The 17,600-nt window shown below is 70.8% G+C and carries 16 protein-coding genes; 15 read left to right on the forward strand and 1 reads right to left on the reverse strand.

Annotated elements, in window-relative coordinates:
* Nucleotides 1-60 precede the first annotated feature (60 nt).
* Nucleotides 61-399 carry a DUF1844 domain-containing protein gene (locus BIU90_RS02665; RefSeq protein WP_071298722.1) on the reverse strand — a complete coding sequence of 113 codons (339 nt, stop codon included), beginning with the start codon at nt 397-399 and terminating at the stop codon, nt 61-63.
* Between the two features lie 303 nt (nt 400-702).
* On the opposite strand from BIU90_RS02665, the gene infC reads away from it, so the two are divergent.
* The 15 genes from infC (at nt 703) to tyrS (ending at nt 17,190) form a co-directional block, all read left to right on the forward strand.
* On the forward strand, nt 703-1,374 hold the full coding sequence (infC, locus tag BIU90_RS02670) for a translation initiation factor IF-3 (protein WP_071298708.1): 672 nt from the start codon (nt 703-705) through the stop codon (nt 1,372-1,374).
* A gap of 94 nt (nt 1,375-1,468) precedes the next feature.
* Nucleotides 1,469-1,663, forward strand: a complete 195-nt coding sequence (gene rpmI / locus BIU90_RS02675; protein ID WP_071298709.1) for a 50S ribosomal protein L35 — start codon at nt 1,469-1,471, stop codon at nt 1,661-1,663.
* 28 nt (nt 1,664-1,691) lie between these two features.
* Complete coding sequence (gene rplT, locus BIU90_RS02680) at nt 1,692-2,078, forward strand: 50S ribosomal protein L20 (RefSeq protein WP_071298710.1); 387 nt, start codon at nt 1,692-1,694, stop codon at nt 2,076-2,078.
* 82 nt (nt 2,079-2,160) lie between these two features.
* Entirely contained in the window at nt 2,161-3,009 is an 849-nt protein-coding gene (locus tag BIU90_RS02685; protein WP_254786926.1) for an RNA methyltransferase, read from the forward strand.
* A 90-nt stretch (nt 3,010-3,099) separates the two neighbouring features.
* Nucleotides 3,100-4,140 carry a phenylalanine--tRNA ligase subunit alpha gene (gene pheS, locus BIU90_RS02690; RefSeq protein ID WP_071298712.1) on the forward strand — a complete coding sequence of 347 codons (1,041 nt, stop codon included), beginning with the start codon at nt 3,100-3,102 and terminating at the stop codon, nt 4,138-4,140.
* Nucleotides 4,140-6,632, forward strand: a complete 2,493-nt coding sequence (gene pheT, locus BIU90_RS02695; protein WP_071298713.1) for a phenylalanine--tRNA ligase subunit beta — start codon at nt 4,140-4,142, stop codon at nt 6,630-6,632. Before pheS ends, pheT begins: the two co-directional genes overlap by 1 nt.
* Before the next feature lie 75 nt (nt 6,633-6,707).
* A complete protein-coding gene (locus tag BIU90_RS02700) occupies nt 6,708-7,805 on the forward strand; it encodes an N-acetyl-gamma-glutamyl-phosphate reductase (protein WP_071298714.1) in 1,098 nt (365 codons plus the stop codon).
* 44 nt (nt 7,806-7,849) lie between these two features.
* A complete protein-coding gene (gene argJ, locus BIU90_RS02705) occupies nt 7,850-9,019 on the forward strand; it encodes a bifunctional glutamate N-acetyltransferase/amino-acid acetyltransferase ArgJ (protein ID WP_175470118.1) in 1,170 nt (389 codons plus the stop codon).
* Nucleotides 9,019-10,044, forward strand: coding sequence for an acetylglutamate kinase (gene argB / locus BIU90_RS02710; protein ID WP_254786927.1), 1,026 nt, complete (start codon nt 9,019-9,021; stop codon nt 10,042-10,044). The genes argJ and argB overlap by 1 nt, the downstream gene beginning before the upstream one ends.
* Complete coding sequence (locus tag BIU90_RS02715) at nt 10,041-11,309, forward strand: acetylornithine transaminase (RefSeq protein ID WP_071298715.1); 1,269 nt, start codon at nt 10,041-10,043, stop codon at nt 11,307-11,309. Before argB ends, BIU90_RS02715 begins: the two co-directional genes overlap by 4 nt.
* A complete protein-coding gene (gene argF / locus BIU90_RS02720) occupies nt 11,306-12,316 on the forward strand; it encodes an ornithine carbamoyltransferase (RefSeq protein ID WP_139195073.1) in 1,011 nt (336 codons plus the stop codon). The genes BIU90_RS02715 and argF overlap by 4 nt, the downstream gene beginning before the upstream one ends.
* Nucleotides 12,317-12,362: 46 nt before the next feature.
* Nucleotides 12,363-13,559, forward strand: coding sequence for an argininosuccinate synthase (locus BIU90_RS02725; RefSeq protein ID WP_071298716.1), 1,197 nt, complete (start codon nt 12,363-12,365; stop codon nt 13,557-13,559).
* A gap of 138 nt (nt 13,560-13,697) precedes the next feature.
* The gene (gene argH, locus BIU90_RS02730; protein WP_071298717.1) at nt 13,698-15,164 is read left to right on the forward strand and encodes an argininosuccinate lyase; all 1,467 of its coding nucleotides are present in this window, start codon (nt 13,698-13,700) and stop codon (nt 15,162-15,164) included.
* Nucleotides 15,161-15,823 (forward strand): DNA-3-methyladenine glycosylase, encoded by a 663-nt coding sequence (locus BIU90_RS02735; protein ID WP_071298718.1) that lies wholly within the window; start codon nt 15,161-15,163, stop codon nt 15,821-15,823. The genes argH and BIU90_RS02735 overlap by 4 nt, the downstream gene beginning before the upstream one ends.
* Before the next feature lie 50 nt (nt 15,824-15,873).
* Nucleotides 15,874-17,190, forward strand: a complete 1,317-nt coding sequence (tyrS, locus tag BIU90_RS02740) for a tyrosine--tRNA ligase (RefSeq protein WP_071298719.1) — start codon at nt 15,874-15,876, stop codon at nt 17,188-17,190.
* The last annotated feature ends 410 nt before the right edge of the window (nt 17,191-17,600 follow it).

Here is a 17,600-nt window from a genome sequence, read left to right on the forward strand (position 1 = left end):
AGCCGGACCGGACCGTCAGGCAAGCCGGACCGGACCGTCGTCACCCGGACCGGATCGCTGTCAGTTGACGGGACCGGTGTACTTCTCGCCCGGGCCGGCACCGGGTGCGTCGGGGATCGACGACGCCTCGCGGAACGCGAGCTGCACCGAACGCAGGCCGTCGCGCAGTGGACGGGCGTGGTGGTCGCCGATCTCGGTCGCCGCCGCGGTGACCAGGCCGGCCAGCGCGGTGATGAGCTTGCGCGCCTCGTCGAGGTCCGTCTGCTGCTCGGGGTCGTCGGCCAGACCGACCTTGACGGCCGCGGCGCTCAACAGGTGCACCGCCACGGTGTTGATGAGCTCGACGGCGGGGACCTCGGAGATGTCCCGGGCCGCGTCGTCGGCGTCGTCGGTGGGCATGGTGGGCGGGGTGTCGGTCACGGTGCTCCTCTGCTAGACTCAAGGCGGCAGATGGTGCCCGTGCGCCCAGATCCGTCTGGAAGCCAGGTGCCGTCACGAAGAGGAGTCACTCCCACCCGCGGCCATGAACCACCAGGCTACCGGGTCACCACCGCTCCGCTGGGCGTCGTCGTCCAGCAGTCCGCACCGCCTGACACCGTCAGACGGAACGGAGTCGGGCGGCTGCCGAACGGGTCCCGATCCGTGCGTCAGATCTCCTCTCGTGCCGTCGTCCAGGCAAACGCCCCGGACGGCCACCACTGATTGAAGGAGCTCCGCATTCCCGATCCCCGTACCAACGACCGAATCCGCGTCCCCGAGGTCCGTCTTGTCGGACCCCAGGGCGAGCAGGTCGGCGTTGTCCCCATCGCCGTCGCTCTGCGCCTCGCGCAGGAAGCAGAGCTGGATCTGGTCGAGGTCGCGCCGGACGCGAAGCCGCCCGTGGCCAAGATCATGGACTACGGCAAGTTCAAGTACGAAGCCGCGCAGAAGGCCAAGGAAGCACGCCGCAACCAGGTGAACACCGAGCTCAAAGAGGTCCGGTTCCGCCTGAAGATCGACGTGCACGACTACGAGACCAAGCGCAAGCGTGCCGAGGGCTTCCTCCTCGGTGGCGACAAGGTGAAGGCCATGATCCTGTTCCGCGGCCGCGAGCAGTCGCGACCGGAGCAGGGCGTCCGTCTCCTGCACAAGTTCGCGGAGGAGATCGCCGAGTTCGGCGTCGTCGAGTCCCGACCAACGCAGGACGGCCGCAACATGACGATGATCATCGCGCCGCTCAAGAACAAGTCCGACGTCAAGGGCGAGCAGAACGCCAAGCGTGCGGCCGACAAGGCCGAACGCCGCGCGAACGAGCACGCCGCCAAGGCGAAGCCGGACGACGCGGCCCCGGCCGCGTCGAAGGAATCGGCCACCGCCGAGACCGCGGCCGAGTAGGTCCCGGGCCGCCTCGGCCCACCAGACCGATCCCGCGCAGCTCCCACAACCGCAACGGCGCGGCCCCCCATCCATCCCACGGAAAGGCACCACCATGCCCAAGCAGAAGACCCACTCCGGGTCGAAGAAGCGCTTCAAGGTCACCGGCACCGGCAAGATCATGAAGCAGCAGGCCGGTATGCGTCACAACCTCGAGGTCAAGTCGTCCAAGCGCAAGGCCCGCCTCAACGAGGACCAGGTCCTCGCCAAGGGTGACGCGAAGAACGTCAAGAAGCTCCTCGGCCACTGAGCCCCCGGATTCGTAAAGGAACACTGCAATGGCAAGAGTGAAGAGAGCGGTCAACGCCGCCAAGAAGCGCCGCGTCATCCTCGAGCGCGCCGAGGGCTACCGCGGCCAGCGTTCGCGTCTGTACCGCAAGGCGAAGGAGCAGGTCACCCACTCCCTCGTCTACGCGTACCGTGACCGCCACGCCAAGAAGGGCGAGTTCCGCCGCCTGTGGATCCAGCGCATCAACGCTGCGTCCCGTGCGAACGGCCTCACCTACAACCGCCTGATCCAGGGCCTCGCCCTGGCTGGCATCGAGGTCGACCGCCGCATCCTCGCGGACCTCGCCGTGAACAACCCGGAGACCTTCACCGCGCTCGTCGAGTCGGCGAAGAAGGCCCTCCCGGCCGACACCTCGGCTCCCAAGGCCGCAGCGTAGTCACCACCACCGAAGCCCCCGATCCGTCCGCGGACCGGGGGCTTCGTGCATGCGGGCACCCGACGGCTGCGACACTGGTGCCGTGACTGATCTCCTCGAGAACCCCCGTGCCGGCCGCGTCAAGGCCGTCGCCGCCCTGTCCAAGAAGGACCAGCGTGCCGAGACGGGGCTGTTCCTGCTCGAGGGCCCGCAGGCCGTGCGCGAGGCGATCGCGTACGCCCCCGAACTCCTCCGCGAGCTCTACGTCACGCCGACGGCCGCCGAGCGGTACGACCTGCACGACGCTCCGGTCGACACCTGGTTCGTCACCGAGCAGGTGCTCGCGGCGATGGCTGACACGGTCACCCCGCAGGGCGTCGTCGCGGTCTGCCAGCAGTTCCCGACGTCGGTCCGGCAGGTCTTCCCCGACCCCGGTGCGACCGGGTTGGAGGCTCGGGTCGACCCCGCCACGGACCGTCCGTTGCCGGGACTGGTCGCGATCCTCGAGGAGGTCCGGGACCCGGGCAACGCCGGCACCATCATCCGCGCCGCCGACTCCGCCGGCGCCGACGCCGTCGTCCTGACCGGTCGGAGCGTCGACCCGTACAACCCCAAGGTCGTCCGGTCCACCACGGGGTCGCTGTTCCACGTGCCGGTGTCCGTCGGGGTGTCGCTGCAGGACGCGGTGGCGCGGGCGAAGGCCCTCGGCTACACGGTGCTCGCTGCGGACGTCTCCGGCGACGACCTCCCCGTGGTGCGCGCTGAGGGGCTGCTCGACGGCCCGACCGCGTGGGTGTTCGGGAACGAGGCCCGTGGCCTCACGCCCGATGACCTGGCCATGGTCGACCGTGCCGTGAAGGTCCCGATCTACGGCGCTGCCGAGTCGATGAACCTGGCCACCGCGGCGTCGGTCTGCCTGTACGAGTCGGCGTTCGCGCTCCGCACCGTCTGAGTCCTCCACATCGATGGGGCGCTGGCCGTCACTCCACCGTCTGCGCGGTACAGGAGGGCGGTATGCCACAGGCCGGTAGGCTTGGCTACCGTGTCAGAACCTCTCGAGATCAGCGAATCGGCCGTCGCCGACGCGGTCGACGCTGCCCTTGCCGCAGTCCGCGCCGCCACGACGGTCGCCGAGCTCAAGCAGGCCCGCGCCGAGCACACGGGTGAGCAGTCGACGCTCGCGCGGATGAACGCCTCGATGCGCAGTGTCCCGCCGGAGCAGAAGGCGCAGGCGGGCAAGCTCGTCGGACAGGCCCGCGGACGGGTCAACGGCGCCGTCGCCGAACAGGAGTCGGTGCTCGCCGTGGCCGAGGAACGTGCGCGCCTCGACGCCGAGCGCGTCGACGTCACCGCACTGCCGTCGACCCGGACGCCCGGCTCGCGGCACCCGCTGTCGCTCCTCAACGAGACCGTGGCCGACATCTTCGTCGGCATGGGGTGGGAAGTGGCGGAGGGCCCCGAGCTCGAGCACGAGTGGTTCAACTTCGACGCGCTGAACTTCGACCAGGACCACCCCGCGCGGGCGATGGCCGACACGATCTTCGTCGAGCCCGTCGACCGGCACCTCGTGATGCGCACGCACACGTCTCCGGTGCAGGTGCGGTCCCTGTTGTCGCGCGACCTGCCGCTGTACGTCATCGCTCCGGGCCGCGTCTACCGCGCCGACGAGCTCGACGCCACACACCTGCCGGTCTTCACCCAGGTCGAGGGCATCGCGATCGACAAGGGCCTGACCATGGCGCACCTGCGTGGCACGCTCGAGCACTTCGCGCGGGCGATGTTCGGCGCCGAGGCACAGATCCGCCTGCGCCCGAACTACTTCCCGTTCACCGAGCCCTCCGCCGAGATGGACGTGTGGCAGCCGAACGCCAAGGGCGGCGCACGGTGGGTCGAGTGGGGCGGGTGCGGCATGGTGAACCCCAACGTCCTGCGCTCCGCCGGCATCGACCCGGACGAGTACCAGGGCTTCGCGTTCGGCATGGGCATCGAGCGGACGCTGCAGTTCCGCAACGGCCTGAACGACATGCGTGACTTCCTCGAGGGCGACATCCGCTTCTCGCAGCAGTTCGGAACGGTGGTCTGATGCGCGTCCCACTCCGTTGGCTCGGTGAGTCCGTCGACCTGCCGGACGACGCCACCCTCGAGCACGTCCACGCGGCACTCGTGTCCGTCGGGTTCGAAGAAGAAGCCGTCCACACCCTCGACCTGACCGGTCCCGTGGTCGTCGGGCAGGTGCTCGAGCGCACCCCCGAGCCGCAGAAGAACGGCAAGACCATCAACTGGTGCCAGGTGGACGTCGGCGAAGCCGAACCGCGCGGCATCGTCTGCGGCGCGCACAACTTCGACGTCGGGGACAAGGTCGTCGTGACGCTGCCCGGCGCCGTGCTGCCCGGGCCGTTCCCGATCGCCGCACGCAAGACGTACGGGCACGTGTCGGACGGCATGATCGCCTCGGCGCGCGAACTCGGACTCGGTGATGAGCACGACGGCATCCTGCGCTTCGCCGACCTCGGCACGGACCCCGACGTGGGTCAGGACGCCATCGCGCTCCTCGGGCTCGACGACGCCGCGGTCGAGATCAACGTCACGCCGGACCGCGGCTACGCGATGAGCATGCGCGGTGTCGCGCGGGAGTACGCCCACGCCACCGGCGCCTCGTTCCACGACCCGGTCGACCGGGTCCCGCGGCACGACGCCGACGGCTTCTCCGTCACCATCGCGGACGACGCCCCGATCCGGGGTCGTGTCGGGTCGAGCACGTTCGTCACCCGGGTCGTCCGGGGCATCGACGCGACCCTGCCGACACCGGCCTGGATGGTGTCGCGTCTCTCCCTCGCGGGTGTCCGCTCGATCTCGCTGCCCGTCGACATCACCAACTACGTGATGTTCGAGCTCGGCCAGCCCCTGCACGGCTACGACCTCGCGAAGGTCGTCGGCGGGCTCGGCGTCCGGCGCGCTGCCGCGGGCGAGACCCTGACGACGCTCGATGACGTCACCCGCACGCTCGATCCGGAAGACCTCGTCATCACCGACGCCGACGGCCCCGTGGGGCTCGCCGGCGTGATGGGCGGTGCCCGCACCGAGATCACTGCCGACACCACGGACGTCCTCATCGAGGCTGCTGGCTTCGACCAGGTGTCGATCGCCCGGACCGCCCGGCGCCACAAGCTCCCGAGCGAAGCATCGAAGCGGTTCGAACGCGGCGTCGACCCCCTCGTCGCCCAGGCCGCGGCGAACCGTGCCGTCCAGCTGCTCGTCGAGCTCGCCGGCGGGACTGCGGACTCCCTCGGGTCGACCCTCGTCGACACCACCGCCCGAGCCACCGTCTCCATGCGCCGGTCGCGTCCGACCGAACTCATCGGCGTCGAGTACACCGAGGCCGAGGTCGTCGACACCCTGCGCGCGATCGGCGCTTCGGTCGAGGTCGACGGCGGGCAGCTCGCGGTCACGCCGCCGACCTGGCGTCCGGACCTGACCGACGACACGACGCTGGTCGAGGAAGTCGCCCGGATCGTCGGCTACGGCCGGATCCCGAGCGTGCTGCCGGTCGCCCCGCCCGGACGCGGTCTCACCACGCACCAGCTGGCACGTCGCCGTGTCGCGGCCGCACTGGCCGCGGCCGGTCTGGTCGAGGTCGTCACCGCGCCGTTCGTGTCCGTGCCCACCGCTGCCGCCTACCCCGGCATCGACCCGGCGGGTGGCCCGTCGGTCGTGCTCGCGAACGCCCTGGACAGCGAGCAGAACCTGCTCCGTCGCAGTGGTCTGCCGGCGCTGGTCGACGTCGCGCGGCGGAACGTCTCCCGCGGTCTGGTCGACGTGGCGGTGTACGAGACCTCCCGGGTGTTCCTGCCGAGCACGGGCGATGCGCTCGGCACGCCCGAGGTCCCCGCCGGTGCCGCACGTCCCACCCCGGACGTCCTGGCCGAGCTCGACGCCGCGCTGCCGACGCAGCCCTTCCACGTGTCGGCCCTGCTCGTCGGGAACCGTCTCGTCAAGCAGCCCGGCACCGCTCCCGAGCCCTACGGCATCGCCGACGCGCTGGACGTCGCCCGGACGGTCGCGTGGGCCGCCGGCACCGAACTCACCGTCGCCCAGACCTCGCACCCGTCGCTGCACCCGGGCCGCGCAGCCTCGTTGCTGGTCGACGGCGTCGTGGTGGGCGTGGCCGGCGAGCTCCTCCCCGAACTGACGGCGGCGTCCGACCTGCCCCGGGTGGTGGCGGTCGTCGAGATCGACCTCGACGCGGTCATCGCTGCGGTGCCCGAGGCCGTGTCGGTGGCGCCGATCGTGTCCTACCCCGCGGCGACGCAGGACCTTTCCCTGGTGGTCGGGATCGACGTCCCGGCCGGAGACGTCCTCGAGACCGTGCGCTCTGGTGCCGGAGAGCTCTTGGAGTATGCTCGGCTCGTGGATGACTACCGGGGCTCCGGCGTGGACGAGGGACAGAAGTCCCTGACGTTCGCGCTGCGTTTCCGTGCCACGGACCGCACCCTGACCGCTGCCGAGGCCTCCGTGGCCCGTGACGGCGCCGTCCGACGTGCCGGCGAGCGATTCGGGGCGACCCTGCGCGACTGATCCCACTGGGACCGACTCGCCCGGGGCCGCCGCCTCCGATCTCTCGACGAACAGTCCGACCAAAGGTGGAATCCCATGTCCGTATCCGTCGCCGTGGCGGGAGCCAGCGGCTACGCGGGCGGTGAGTTGCTGCGCATCCTCTCCGCCCATCCCGAGTTCGACGTCAGGACGGTGACCGCGTTCTCGAACGCGGGGCAGCCGCTCATCGCGACGCAGCCGCACCTCCGCTCGCTGTCGCACCTGACCCTGGTCGAGACGACGGCGGAGAACCTGCGCGGGCACGACGTCGCGTTCCTGGCCCTGCCGCACGGGCAGTCCGGTGCCGTCACGGCCGAGCTCGACGCGGACACCCTCGTCGTGGACTGCGGCGCCGACCACCGGCTCATCGACCCGGCCGCATGGGAGACCTTCTACGGCGGCGAGTACTTCGGCGCGTGGACCTACGGCCTGCCCGAACTGCTGCACGCGGCACCGGCTCCGGGCTCGGCGGACGAGTGGCGCGACGTCGACGACATCGTGGCGCAGAGCCGTCAGCGTGCCGAACTCGCCGCGACCAAGCGGATCGCGGTGCCCGGGTGCAACGTGACGGCGATCACGCTCGGCATCCAGCCCGGCGTGCAGGCGGGGTTGGTGCAGTCGGACGACATCGTCGCCGTGCTGAGTGTCGGCCCCTCGGGCGCCGGCAAGAAGCTCGCCCCGACCTACCTCGCCGCCGAGATCATGGGGTCGGCCAGCGCGTACGCCGTGGGCGGCACCCACCGGCACGTCCCCGAGATCCAGCAGAACCTGCGCTCGGCCGGCGCCTCGGACGTGACGATCTCGTTCACGCCCGTGCTGGTGCCGATGTCGCGCGGCATCCTCGCCACCACCACCGCCAAGCTGGCTCCGGGCGTCAGCGCCCGTGACGTCCGTCTGGCGTGGGAGCAGGCCTACGCGGACGAGCCGTTCGTGCACCTGCTGCCCGAGGGCGAGTTCCCGCGGGTCGCCGACACGATCGGCGCCAACACGGCCCTGGTCGGCATCGCCGTCGACGAGGCCGCCGGCCGGGTCGTCGCGATCACGGCCCTCGACAACCTCGCCAAGGGGACCGGCGGCGCCGCGGTGCAGTCGGCCAACATCGCACTCGGGTTCCCCGAGACCCTCGGCCTCAGCGTGGACGGAGTCGCACCGTGACCGACGTCAGCAACACAGACCAGACCGACCCGGGCCTCCTGGCGATCGGCGACGCACAGGGCGTGACCGCGGCGGCGGGCTTCCGTGCGGCGGGAGCGACCGCCGGACTCAAGGCGAGCGGTACCCCCGACGTCGCGCTCGTCGTCAACGACGGGCCGCAGGCCGCGGTCGCCGCGGTCTTCACGAGCAACCGCGCCCAGGCCCACCCGGTGATCTGGTCGCGCCAGGTCGTCGGCGACGGCGTCGCGCGGGCGGTGTTCCTGAACTCCGGTGGCGCCAACTGCTTCACCGGTCCCTTCGGGTTCCAGACCACCCACATGACTGCCGAGGCAGTCGGCGACGCCCTCGGCATCGGTGCCGGTGACGTCGTCGTCTGCTCGACCGGGCTGATCGGTGTCGGTGACCAGACCTTCCGCGACCACGTGCTGCACGGCGTCGGTCTGACGAAGGACGCGCTGAGCGAGACCGGTGGTCCCGACGCTGCGACCGCGATCATGACGACCGACACGCGCGCCAAGCAGTCGGAGGTCACCGAGGACGGCTGGACCGTCGGTGGCATGGCGAAGGGGGCGGGCATGCTCGCGCCGGGGCTCGCCACGATGCTCGTCGTGATCACGACGGACGCGCTCCTGGAGTCCGATCAGCTCGACCAGGCGCTCCGGGCGGCCACCCGGGTCACGTTCGACCGCGTCGACTCCGACGGCTGCATGTCGACGAACGACACCGTCGTGCTGATGTCCTCCGGCGCCTCGGGTGTGACGCCCGAGGTCGGCGACTTCCAAGAAGCCCTGACGGCCGTGTGTGCCGACCTCGCACGCCAGCTCCAGCAGGACGCCGAGGGCGCCAGCCACGACATCGCGATCCACGTCGTCGGCGCGGCGAGCGAGGACGACGCTGTCACGGTCGGCCGGAGCGTCGCCCGGAACAACCTGTTCAAGGCGGCCGTGTTCGGCAACGACCCGAACTGGGGCCGGGTCCTGGCGGCGATCGGCACCACCGACGCCGAGTTCGACCCGTACGCGGTCGACGTCTCGATGAACGGCGTGCGGGTGTGCCACGCGGGTGCCCCGGACCGCCCGAGCGACGAGGTCGACCTGACCCCGCGGGACACCGACGTGCGCATCGACCTCGGGGTGGGACCGTTCGCGGCCACCATCCTGACGAACGACCTGACGCACGACTACGTCCACGAGAACAGCGCGTACTCCAGCTGATGGCCGACGACAGCACCTTCTCGAAGGAAGCAGCGCACGAGCTCGCGACCGTCAAGGCCGCGACCCTGATCGAGTCCCTGCCGTGGCTCAAGCGGTTCTCCGGCAAGATCGTCGTCGTCAAGTTCGGTGGCAACGCCATGGTGAACGACGATCTCAAGCGCGCCTTCGCCGAGGACATGGTCTACCTCCGCTACGCCGGCCTGCACCCCGTCGTGGTGCACGGCGGCGGACCGCAGATCTCCGCCGCACTCAAGGAGCAGGGCATCCAGTCCGAGTTCCGCGGCGGCTACCGCGTGACCACGACCGAGGCGATCACCGTCGTCCGCGACGTCCTGGCCGGCGAGGTCAACCGCGAGATCGTCGACCTGATGAACGAGCACGGCGCCGGGATCGGCGTCGGGGTGTTCGGCGACGGCGGCTCGTTGTTCACCGGCGAGAAGAAGGGCGTCGTCGTCGATGGCGAGCACTTCGACCTCGGCCACGTAGGCGACATCACGCACGTCGACCCGTCCGGGGTCCTCGACGCGATCCGAGCGAACCAGATCCCCGTCGTGTCGAGCATCGCGATCGACGACGCGCACCCGGACCAGGCGCTCAACGTGAACGCCGACGCTGCCGCAGCGGCGCTGGCGATCGCCCTCGGTGCGTCGAAGCTCATGATGCTGACCGACGTTCCCGGGCTCTACCGCAACTGGCCGGACCGTGACTCGATCATCGACCTCATCGCGGTCGAGGAGCTCCGCGAGCTGCTGCCGTCGCTCGAGTCGGGGATGATCCCGAAGATGACCGCGTGCCTCGACGCCGTGGTCGGCGGGGTCGGCGGCGCCACGATCATCGACGGCCGCATCCCGCACTCGATCCTGCTCGAGGTCTTCACGCTGCGTGGCGCGGGCACCGAGGTGATCCCGGACCCGAGCCGACGTACCGAGAACCAGAACACCCACGCCGAGATCGGCCGACGCGGCCCCGCGAGCCCGATCCAGCACCCGGAACACGCAGACGACACGAAGGGGAACGCACGGTGACCACCGAGACGCAGACCGCAACCTGGAACGACCGGTTCGGGGCGTCGCTCATGCGATCCCTGACGCCGCCGAAGATCATGCTCGAGCGCGGCCAGGGCTGCCGTGTGTGGGACGTGGAGGGCAACGAGTACCTCGACTTCCTGGCGGGCATCGCCGTCAACTCCCTCGGCCACGCCCACCCGGCGCTGGTGGACGCGATCGCCGACCAGGCAGCCAAGCTCGTGCACGTCTCGAACTACTTCGCGACCCCGCCGCAGCTCGAACTCGCCGAGCGGCTCAAGCGGATCTCGGGCGCCGGGGACGCCGGCCGCGTGTACTTCGGCAACTCCGGAGCCGAGGCGAACGAAGCCGCCTTCAAGCTCGCGCGCCTGAACCGCGGCGCCGACGGGCGGAAGACCCGCATCCTGGCGTTGCAGCAGGCCTTCCACGGCCGGACCATGGGCGCACTCGCACTCACCGGCAAGCCAGCGCTGCAGGAGGACTTCCTGCCGATGATCCCGGGTGTCGAGCACATCGAGACCTCGATCGAAGCGCTTGAGCACGCGATCGACGACACCGTCGCAGCGATCATCATCGAGCCGATCAAGGGCGAGGCCGGCGTCGTCGACCTGCCCGAGGGCTTCCTCGCCGCCGCGCGTCGTCTGACCGAGGAGCACCACGCGCTGCTGATCCTCGACGAGATCCAGACCGGCGTCGGTCGCACGGGTTCGTGGTTCGCGTTCCAGCAGCAGGGCATCGTCCCCGACGCCATCACGGTCGCCAAGGGCATCGCCGGCGGCTTCCCGATCGGCGCGCTCGTGACCTTCGGGTGGGCGTCCGACCTGTTCTCCGCCGGTCAGCACGGCTCGACCTTCGGCGGCAACCCGCTCGGCACCCGCGTCGCGAACGCGGTCCTCGCCGAGATCGAGGACGCCGGCCTGGTCGAGTCCGCCGTCGCCAAGGGCGAGCGCATCCGCACCGGCATCACCGCGTTCGCGTCGCCGCTCGTGGCCGAGGTCCGGGGGAGCGGCCTGCTCATCGGCGTCGGTCTGCACCGCCCGGTGGCCGCAGCGATCGCCGCCGCGGCGCTCGAGCGCGGCCTGATCGTGAACGCCCCGAACGAGTCGAGCCTGCGCATCGCGCCGCCGCTCATCGTGTCCGATGCCGAGGTCGACGAGTTCCTGTCGATCCTCGCCCAGAGCATGGCGGCCGTGCAGGACGCCCACCAGACCGTGCCGCACGCCCCCCAGGCCGTGCAGGACGCCCACCAGGAGACCTCCGCATGACCCGTCACTTCCTCCGGGACGACGACCTCACCCAGGCCGAGCAGACGGCGGTCCTCGACCTCGCAGTCCGCATGAAGCAGGACCGCTGGGGCGCGAAGCCGCTGGCCGGCCCGCAGAGCGTCGCGGTCATCTTCGACAAGTCGTCGACCCGCACCCGCGTGTCCTTCCACGTCGGCATCAGCGACCTGGGCGGCAGCCCGCTCATCATCTCGACGGCCAACAGCCAGCTCGGCGGCAAGGAGACCCCCTCCGACACCGCCCGCGTGCTCGAGCGGATGGTGTCGGCGATCGTCTGGCGCACCTACGGCCAGGCCGGGCTCGAGGAGATGGCCGCCGGCACGACCGTCCCCGTGGTGAACGCCCTGTCCGACGACTTCCACCCCTGCCAGCTGCTGGCCGACCTGCTCACCATCCGTGAGCACCGGGGTGAGCTCGCGGGCCAGACCATCGCGTTCGTCGGCGACGGCGCCTGCAACATGGCGCAGTCCTACCTGCTCGCGGCGGCGACCGCGGGCATGCACGTCCGGATCGGCTCACCGGCGGAGTTCAGCCCCGCCGCCCAGGTCGTCACGGACGCCGAACGCCGCGCCGCCGAGACCGGTGGGTCCGTCCTCGTCGTGACCGACCCGGTGGCGGCGGTCGCCGGCGCCGACGTCGTCGTGACGGACACCTGGGTCTCGATGGGGAAGGAAGACGAGAAGCAGCAGCGACTCGACACCTTCAAGGACTACCGCGTGGACGACGACCTCATGGCCCATGCGGCCGACGACGCCGTCTTCATGCACTGCCTGCCGGCCGACCGCGGCTTCGAGGTCACCGCCGAGGTGATCGACGGCCCGCGCAGCATCATCTGGGACGAGGCGGAGAACCGTCTCCACGCCCAGAAGGCCCTGCTCACCTGGCTGCTCGCGGCGAACACCGCGACCACGGCGACCGCGACCACGGCGACCGCGACCACGGCTACCGCGACCGCGACCGCGGCCACCGCAACCGCCGCCACCAACTGACCGCCGCCACCACCCACTGACCCCCACACCCCCTAGGAGAAGACCCATGGCAGACCGCGTCGTACTGGCGTACTCCGGAGGCCTCGACACCTCCGTCGGCATCGGCTGGCTCAAGGACGCCACCGGCAAGGACGTCGTCGCACTGGCGGTCGACGTCGGCCAGGGTGGCGAGGACATGGACGCCATCCGTCAGCGTGCGCTCGACTGCGGTGCGGTGGAGTCGGTCGTCATCGACGCGAAGGACGAGTTCGCGGACGACTACCTGGTCCCGGCGCTCAAGGCCAACGCGCTCTACCAGAAGCGCTACCCGCTCGTCTCCGCGCTGAGCCGCCCGCTCATCGCGAAGCACCTCGCCCTGACGGCCAAGCAGCTCGGTGCGGACAGCGTCGCGCACGGCTGCACGGGCAAGGGCAACGACCAGGTCCGGTTCGAGGCCGCCGTCGCCGCGATCGCGCCCGACCTGACCAGCGTCGCTCCGGTCCGCGACCTCGCGCTCACCCGCGACAAGGCCATCGTCTACGCGCAGGAGCACGACCTGCCGATCCTGCAGAGCAAGAAGTCGCCGTACTCGATCGACCAGAACGTCTGGGGTCGCGCGGTGGAGACCGGGTTCCTCGAGGACCCGTGGAACGCCCCGATCGAGGACCTCTACGCCTACACGCAGGACCCCGCGATCCCGCGCGACGCCGACGAGGTGACGATCACGTTCGAGCAGGGCGTCCCCGTCGCCATCGACGGCCAGCGCTTCAGCGTCCTGAAGATCGTCCAGGAACTGAACGCCCTCGCCGGCAAGCACGGCGTCGGCCGCATCGACGTGGTCGAGGACCGCCTGGTCGGCATCAAGTCGCGCGAGGTCTACGAGGCCCCGGCCGCGATGGCACTCATCGCCGCGCACGAGGAGCTCGAGAGCCTGACCCTCGAGCGTGACGTCAACCGCTACAAGCGCGGCGTCGAGTCCGAGTGGGCCGACCTGGTCTACGACGGACTGTGGTTCGGCGGGCTCAAGCGCTCGCTCGATGCCTTCATCGACGACACCCAGCAGTACGTGTCGGGCGACATCCGCCTGCAGCTGCACGGTGGCCGCGCGACCGTCACCGGTCGTCGCAGCGAGCAGTCGCTGTACGACTTCGACCTGGCCACGTACGACACGGGCGACACGTTCGACCAGTCGCTGTCCAAGGGCTTCATCGAGATCTGGTCGCTCCCGTCCAAGATCTCGGCCCGCCGCGACCTGGCGAACTAGCCGCAACCTGGCTGACCAGTCGCCACCTGGCGAACTGCACCGGTCCGGACGGCGCGACCAGTCGGCCGCGCCGTCCGGACCGCCCAGGAGGCCCGACCCGCCTCCGCCAGACCGACCCACCACACGACGCAGGAACTCATGACGGACGCAAGCGGAGCCTCCCGGCCGGAGCAGCACACCAAGACCGACGGCACCAACCAGGGCGCCCTGTGGGGTGCCCGGTTCGCCGACGGCCCGAGCGCCGAGCTCGCGGCCCTGTCGAAGTCGACGCACTTCGACTGGCAGCTCGCACCGTACGACCTCGCCGGGTCGCGGGCGCACGCCCGGGCCCTGCAGACCGCCGGGTACCTGACCGCCGACGAACTCACGCAGATGCTCGCGGGCCTGGACCTCCTGCTCGACCAGCACACGACCGGCGAACTGCAGCCGGACGACAGCGACGAGGACGTGCACGGCGCCCTGGAACGCCTGCTCATCGCGGACCTCGGCCCCGAGCTCGGCGGCAAGCTCCGCGCCGGACGCAGCCGCAACGACCAGATCGCCACCCTCGGCCGGATGCACATGCTGGACCACGGTCGGCGCATCGGCCACCTGGTGATCGACCTGGTCGACGCGATCTCCCAGCAGGCGAGCGAGCACCCGGGCGCGATCATGCCCGGCCGGACCCACCTGCAGCACGCGCAGCCGGTCCTCCTCGCTCACCACCTGCTCGCGCACGCGTGGCCCCTGGTGCGCGACCTGGAGCGCCTGCGGGACTGGGCCGGCCGCGCCAGTGTGAGCCCGTACGGCGCCGGTGCCCTCGCCGGCAGTTCCCTCGGGCTCGACCCGGCGGCGATCGCCCACGAGCTCGGCTTCGACCGACCCGCCGAGAACTCCATCGACGCCACCGCCGGCCGGGACACCGTCGCCGAGTTCGCGTTCGTCCTCGCGCAGATCGGCATCGACGTCTCGCGTCTGGCCGAAGAGGTCATCCTCTGGAACACGAAGGAGTTCGGCTTCGTCCGGCTGCACGACGCGTTCTCCACCGGGTCGAGCATCATGCCGCAGAAGAAGAACCCGGACATCGCCGAACTCGCTCGCGGGAAGTCCGGGCGGCTCATCGGCAACCTGACGGGCCTCCTCGCGACGCTCAAGGGCCTGCCGCTGGCGTACAACCGCGACCTGCAAGAGGACAAGGAACCCGTCTTCGACTCGGTCGCCACGCTCGAGGTCCTGCTGCCCGCGTTCACGGGCATGATCGCCACGCTGTCCTTCGACACCGCGCGGATGGCCGAGCTCGCGCCGCAGGGGTTCTCGCTCGCGACCGACGTCGCCGAGTGGCTGGTCCGGCAGGGTGTGCCGTTCCGTGACGCGCACGAGGTCTCCGGCGCCCTCGTGCGGTACTGCGAGGAGCGCGGCATCGACCTCGACGACCCGACCGACGCCGAGTACGCGTCCGTCTCCGCGCACCTCACGCCCGAGGTGCGCACCGTGCTCACGATCGAGGGCAGTGTGGCGTCACGCCGCGGCGTCGGCGGGACCGCTCCGGACCGAGTCGCCGAGCAGCTCGCCGGGCTGACGGACCGCGTCCGCGACCTGGCCACCGGGGCCCCGTTCGCACGGTGACCGTCGGCCTCCGTGCGCTGCTGACGCACCTCGCGCCCGAGAGCGCTCCGGCGCTGCTCGGCGCGACGCTCACCGGCCGGGGTGTGACGCTCCGCATCACCGAGGTCGAGGCCTATTCCGGAAGCACGGACCCCGGGTCGCACGGCCACCGCGGCCCGACCCCGCGCAACCGGCATCTCTTCGGCGCGCCGGGCACGCTCTACGCCTACCGCTCGTACGGCATCCACACCTGCGTCAACGTGGTGAGCGGCCCGTCCGGCACGTCCTCGGGGACGCTCCTGCGCGGCGCCGAGGTCGTCGACGGCCTCGAGCTCGCCCGATCGCGGCGGGGCCCCGGCGTCGCGGACGTCGCGCTCGCGCGGGGACCCGGCAACCTCGGCAGCGCGATCGGCGCGGTCCTGGGCGAGGACGACGGCACCTCGGTCCTCGACGGGCGCGGCCCGTACGTGCTCGCGCTGGCACCCGGCCTGGAGGCCCGGCTCGCCTCCGACGGGGTCGCGGCGGTCCTCGACGCACTCGCGTCCGACCCCGGCATCCTCCGGACGCCGCGCACCGGCGTGGCCGGCGTCGCCGGCGGCGCCGCGTTCCCCTGGCGGTTCGCCCTGCCGGGCGAGGCGACGGTGTCGACGTACCGGCGGCACAAGGGTGCGGTGGGATGACGGACCTGCACCGCGCCTCCAGGGCGGGCACCCGCCGGTACGATGGCCGGGTGTCCAGTGATACCGCTCCCGATGTCCTGACGCGCCAGCAGAACGACCCCACCTTCGCCTCGGTGTGGGACGAACTGCGCTGGCGTGGTCTGGTGCACGTCTCGACCGACGAGACCGCACTGCAAGAGGCCCTCGACGGTGACCCGATCACGTACTACTGCGGCTTCGACCCGACCGCGCCGTCGCTGCACTGCGGCAACCTGCTGCAGCTGTTGACCATGCGGCGGTTGCAGCTCGCCGGACACAAGCCCCTGGCACTGGTCGGCGGTTCGACCGGCCTGATCGGTGATCCGCGGCCCACCGCCGAACGCACGCTCAACACCCGCGAGACCGTGTCGACGTGGGTGACCCGCCTGCAGGAACAGGTCTCGCGGTTCCTCAGCCCCGACGGCGACAACGGCGTACGCCTCGTGAACAACCTCGACTGGACGTCGCCGTTGTCCGCGATCGACTTCCTGCGCGACATCGGCAAGTACTTCCGCGTCAACACGATGCTCAGGAAGGACGCCGTCGCCGCGCGGCTCAACTCGGACTCGGGCATCAGCTACACCGAGTTCAGCTACCAGATCCTGCAGGGGATGGACTACCGCGAACTGTTCCGGCAGTACGGGTGCACGCTGCAGACCGGTGGTTCGGACCAGTGGGGGAACCTGACCTCGGGGACGGAACTCATCCGGCGGGCCGAGGGTGCGACCGTGCACGCGTTCGGCACCCCGCTGATCACGAACTCGGACGGCACCAAGTTCGGCAAGAGCGAGGGCAACGCCATCTGGCTCGACGCCGACATGACGTCGCCGTACGCGCTGTACCAGTTCTGGCTCAACACGGCGGATGCCGACGTGGTCGCCCGGCTCCGTGAGTTCACGTTCCTGACCCGGGCCGAGATCGAACGACTCGAGCAGGCCGTGGCGGACGAGCCCTTCCGCCGCGAGGCCCAGCGGACCCTGGCGTTCGAGGTGACGTCGGTGGTGCACGGGGTGCCGGCCACCCAGGCGGCGATCGACGCATCGGCGGCGTTGTTCGGCAACGGTGACCTCGGTGCGCTCGATGCCCCGACGCTCCGGTCCGCGATCGCCGAGCTCCCGGGGTCGGTGTCGATGGCTCCGGATGCCGACCTCGCGAAGGCCCTCGTCGACACCGAGCTGGTGAAGTCCCTCGGGGAAGCCCGACGCGCGATCGACCAGGGCGGTGTCTACGTGAACAACCAGCGCGCCGAAGATCCGACCACGCCGCTCGCCGACCTCGCCCTGCCCGGGGGAGTGCTCGTGCTGCGCCGCGGCAAGAAGACCCTCGCCGGTGTGACGCTCGCCGGCTGAACCGACCGCTGACGACGCCCGCTTCCCAGTGTGGAGGCGGGCGTCGCTGCGTTCGGGGCGTCGTGTTGCACCATGCGACACGCCCGGGATGTGGCGCGGGTTGGCGCTCCCCGTCGTCCGGCCGTAGTGTTTCTTCTCGTCACCCCAAAGGTGCGGCGGAGCGGCTGGAGCGAAAGCCCAGAGCACGTCGGCCCTCAAGCGGGACCATCCTCCACTGGAGATCAGCTCCGGCCTTGCGCTGGACGACTTCGACGCCTAGGATGACTACTCCACCGGTTCTCTCCCTCGGGATGAGCCACAGGCCCTGTCACTGACCGGGCCGACGAACACCGGTGGCGACCAAGTACGAATGCCTCTCTGGCGGAACCTCTTCGTGGGGTCGAGTGGGGAGTGCGTCTGGTCCTTGAGAA

The organism is Curtobacterium sp. MCBA15_001, assembly GCF_001864835.1.
Classification (GTDB): Bacteria; Actinomycetota; Actinomycetes; order Actinomycetales; family Microbacteriaceae; genus Curtobacterium.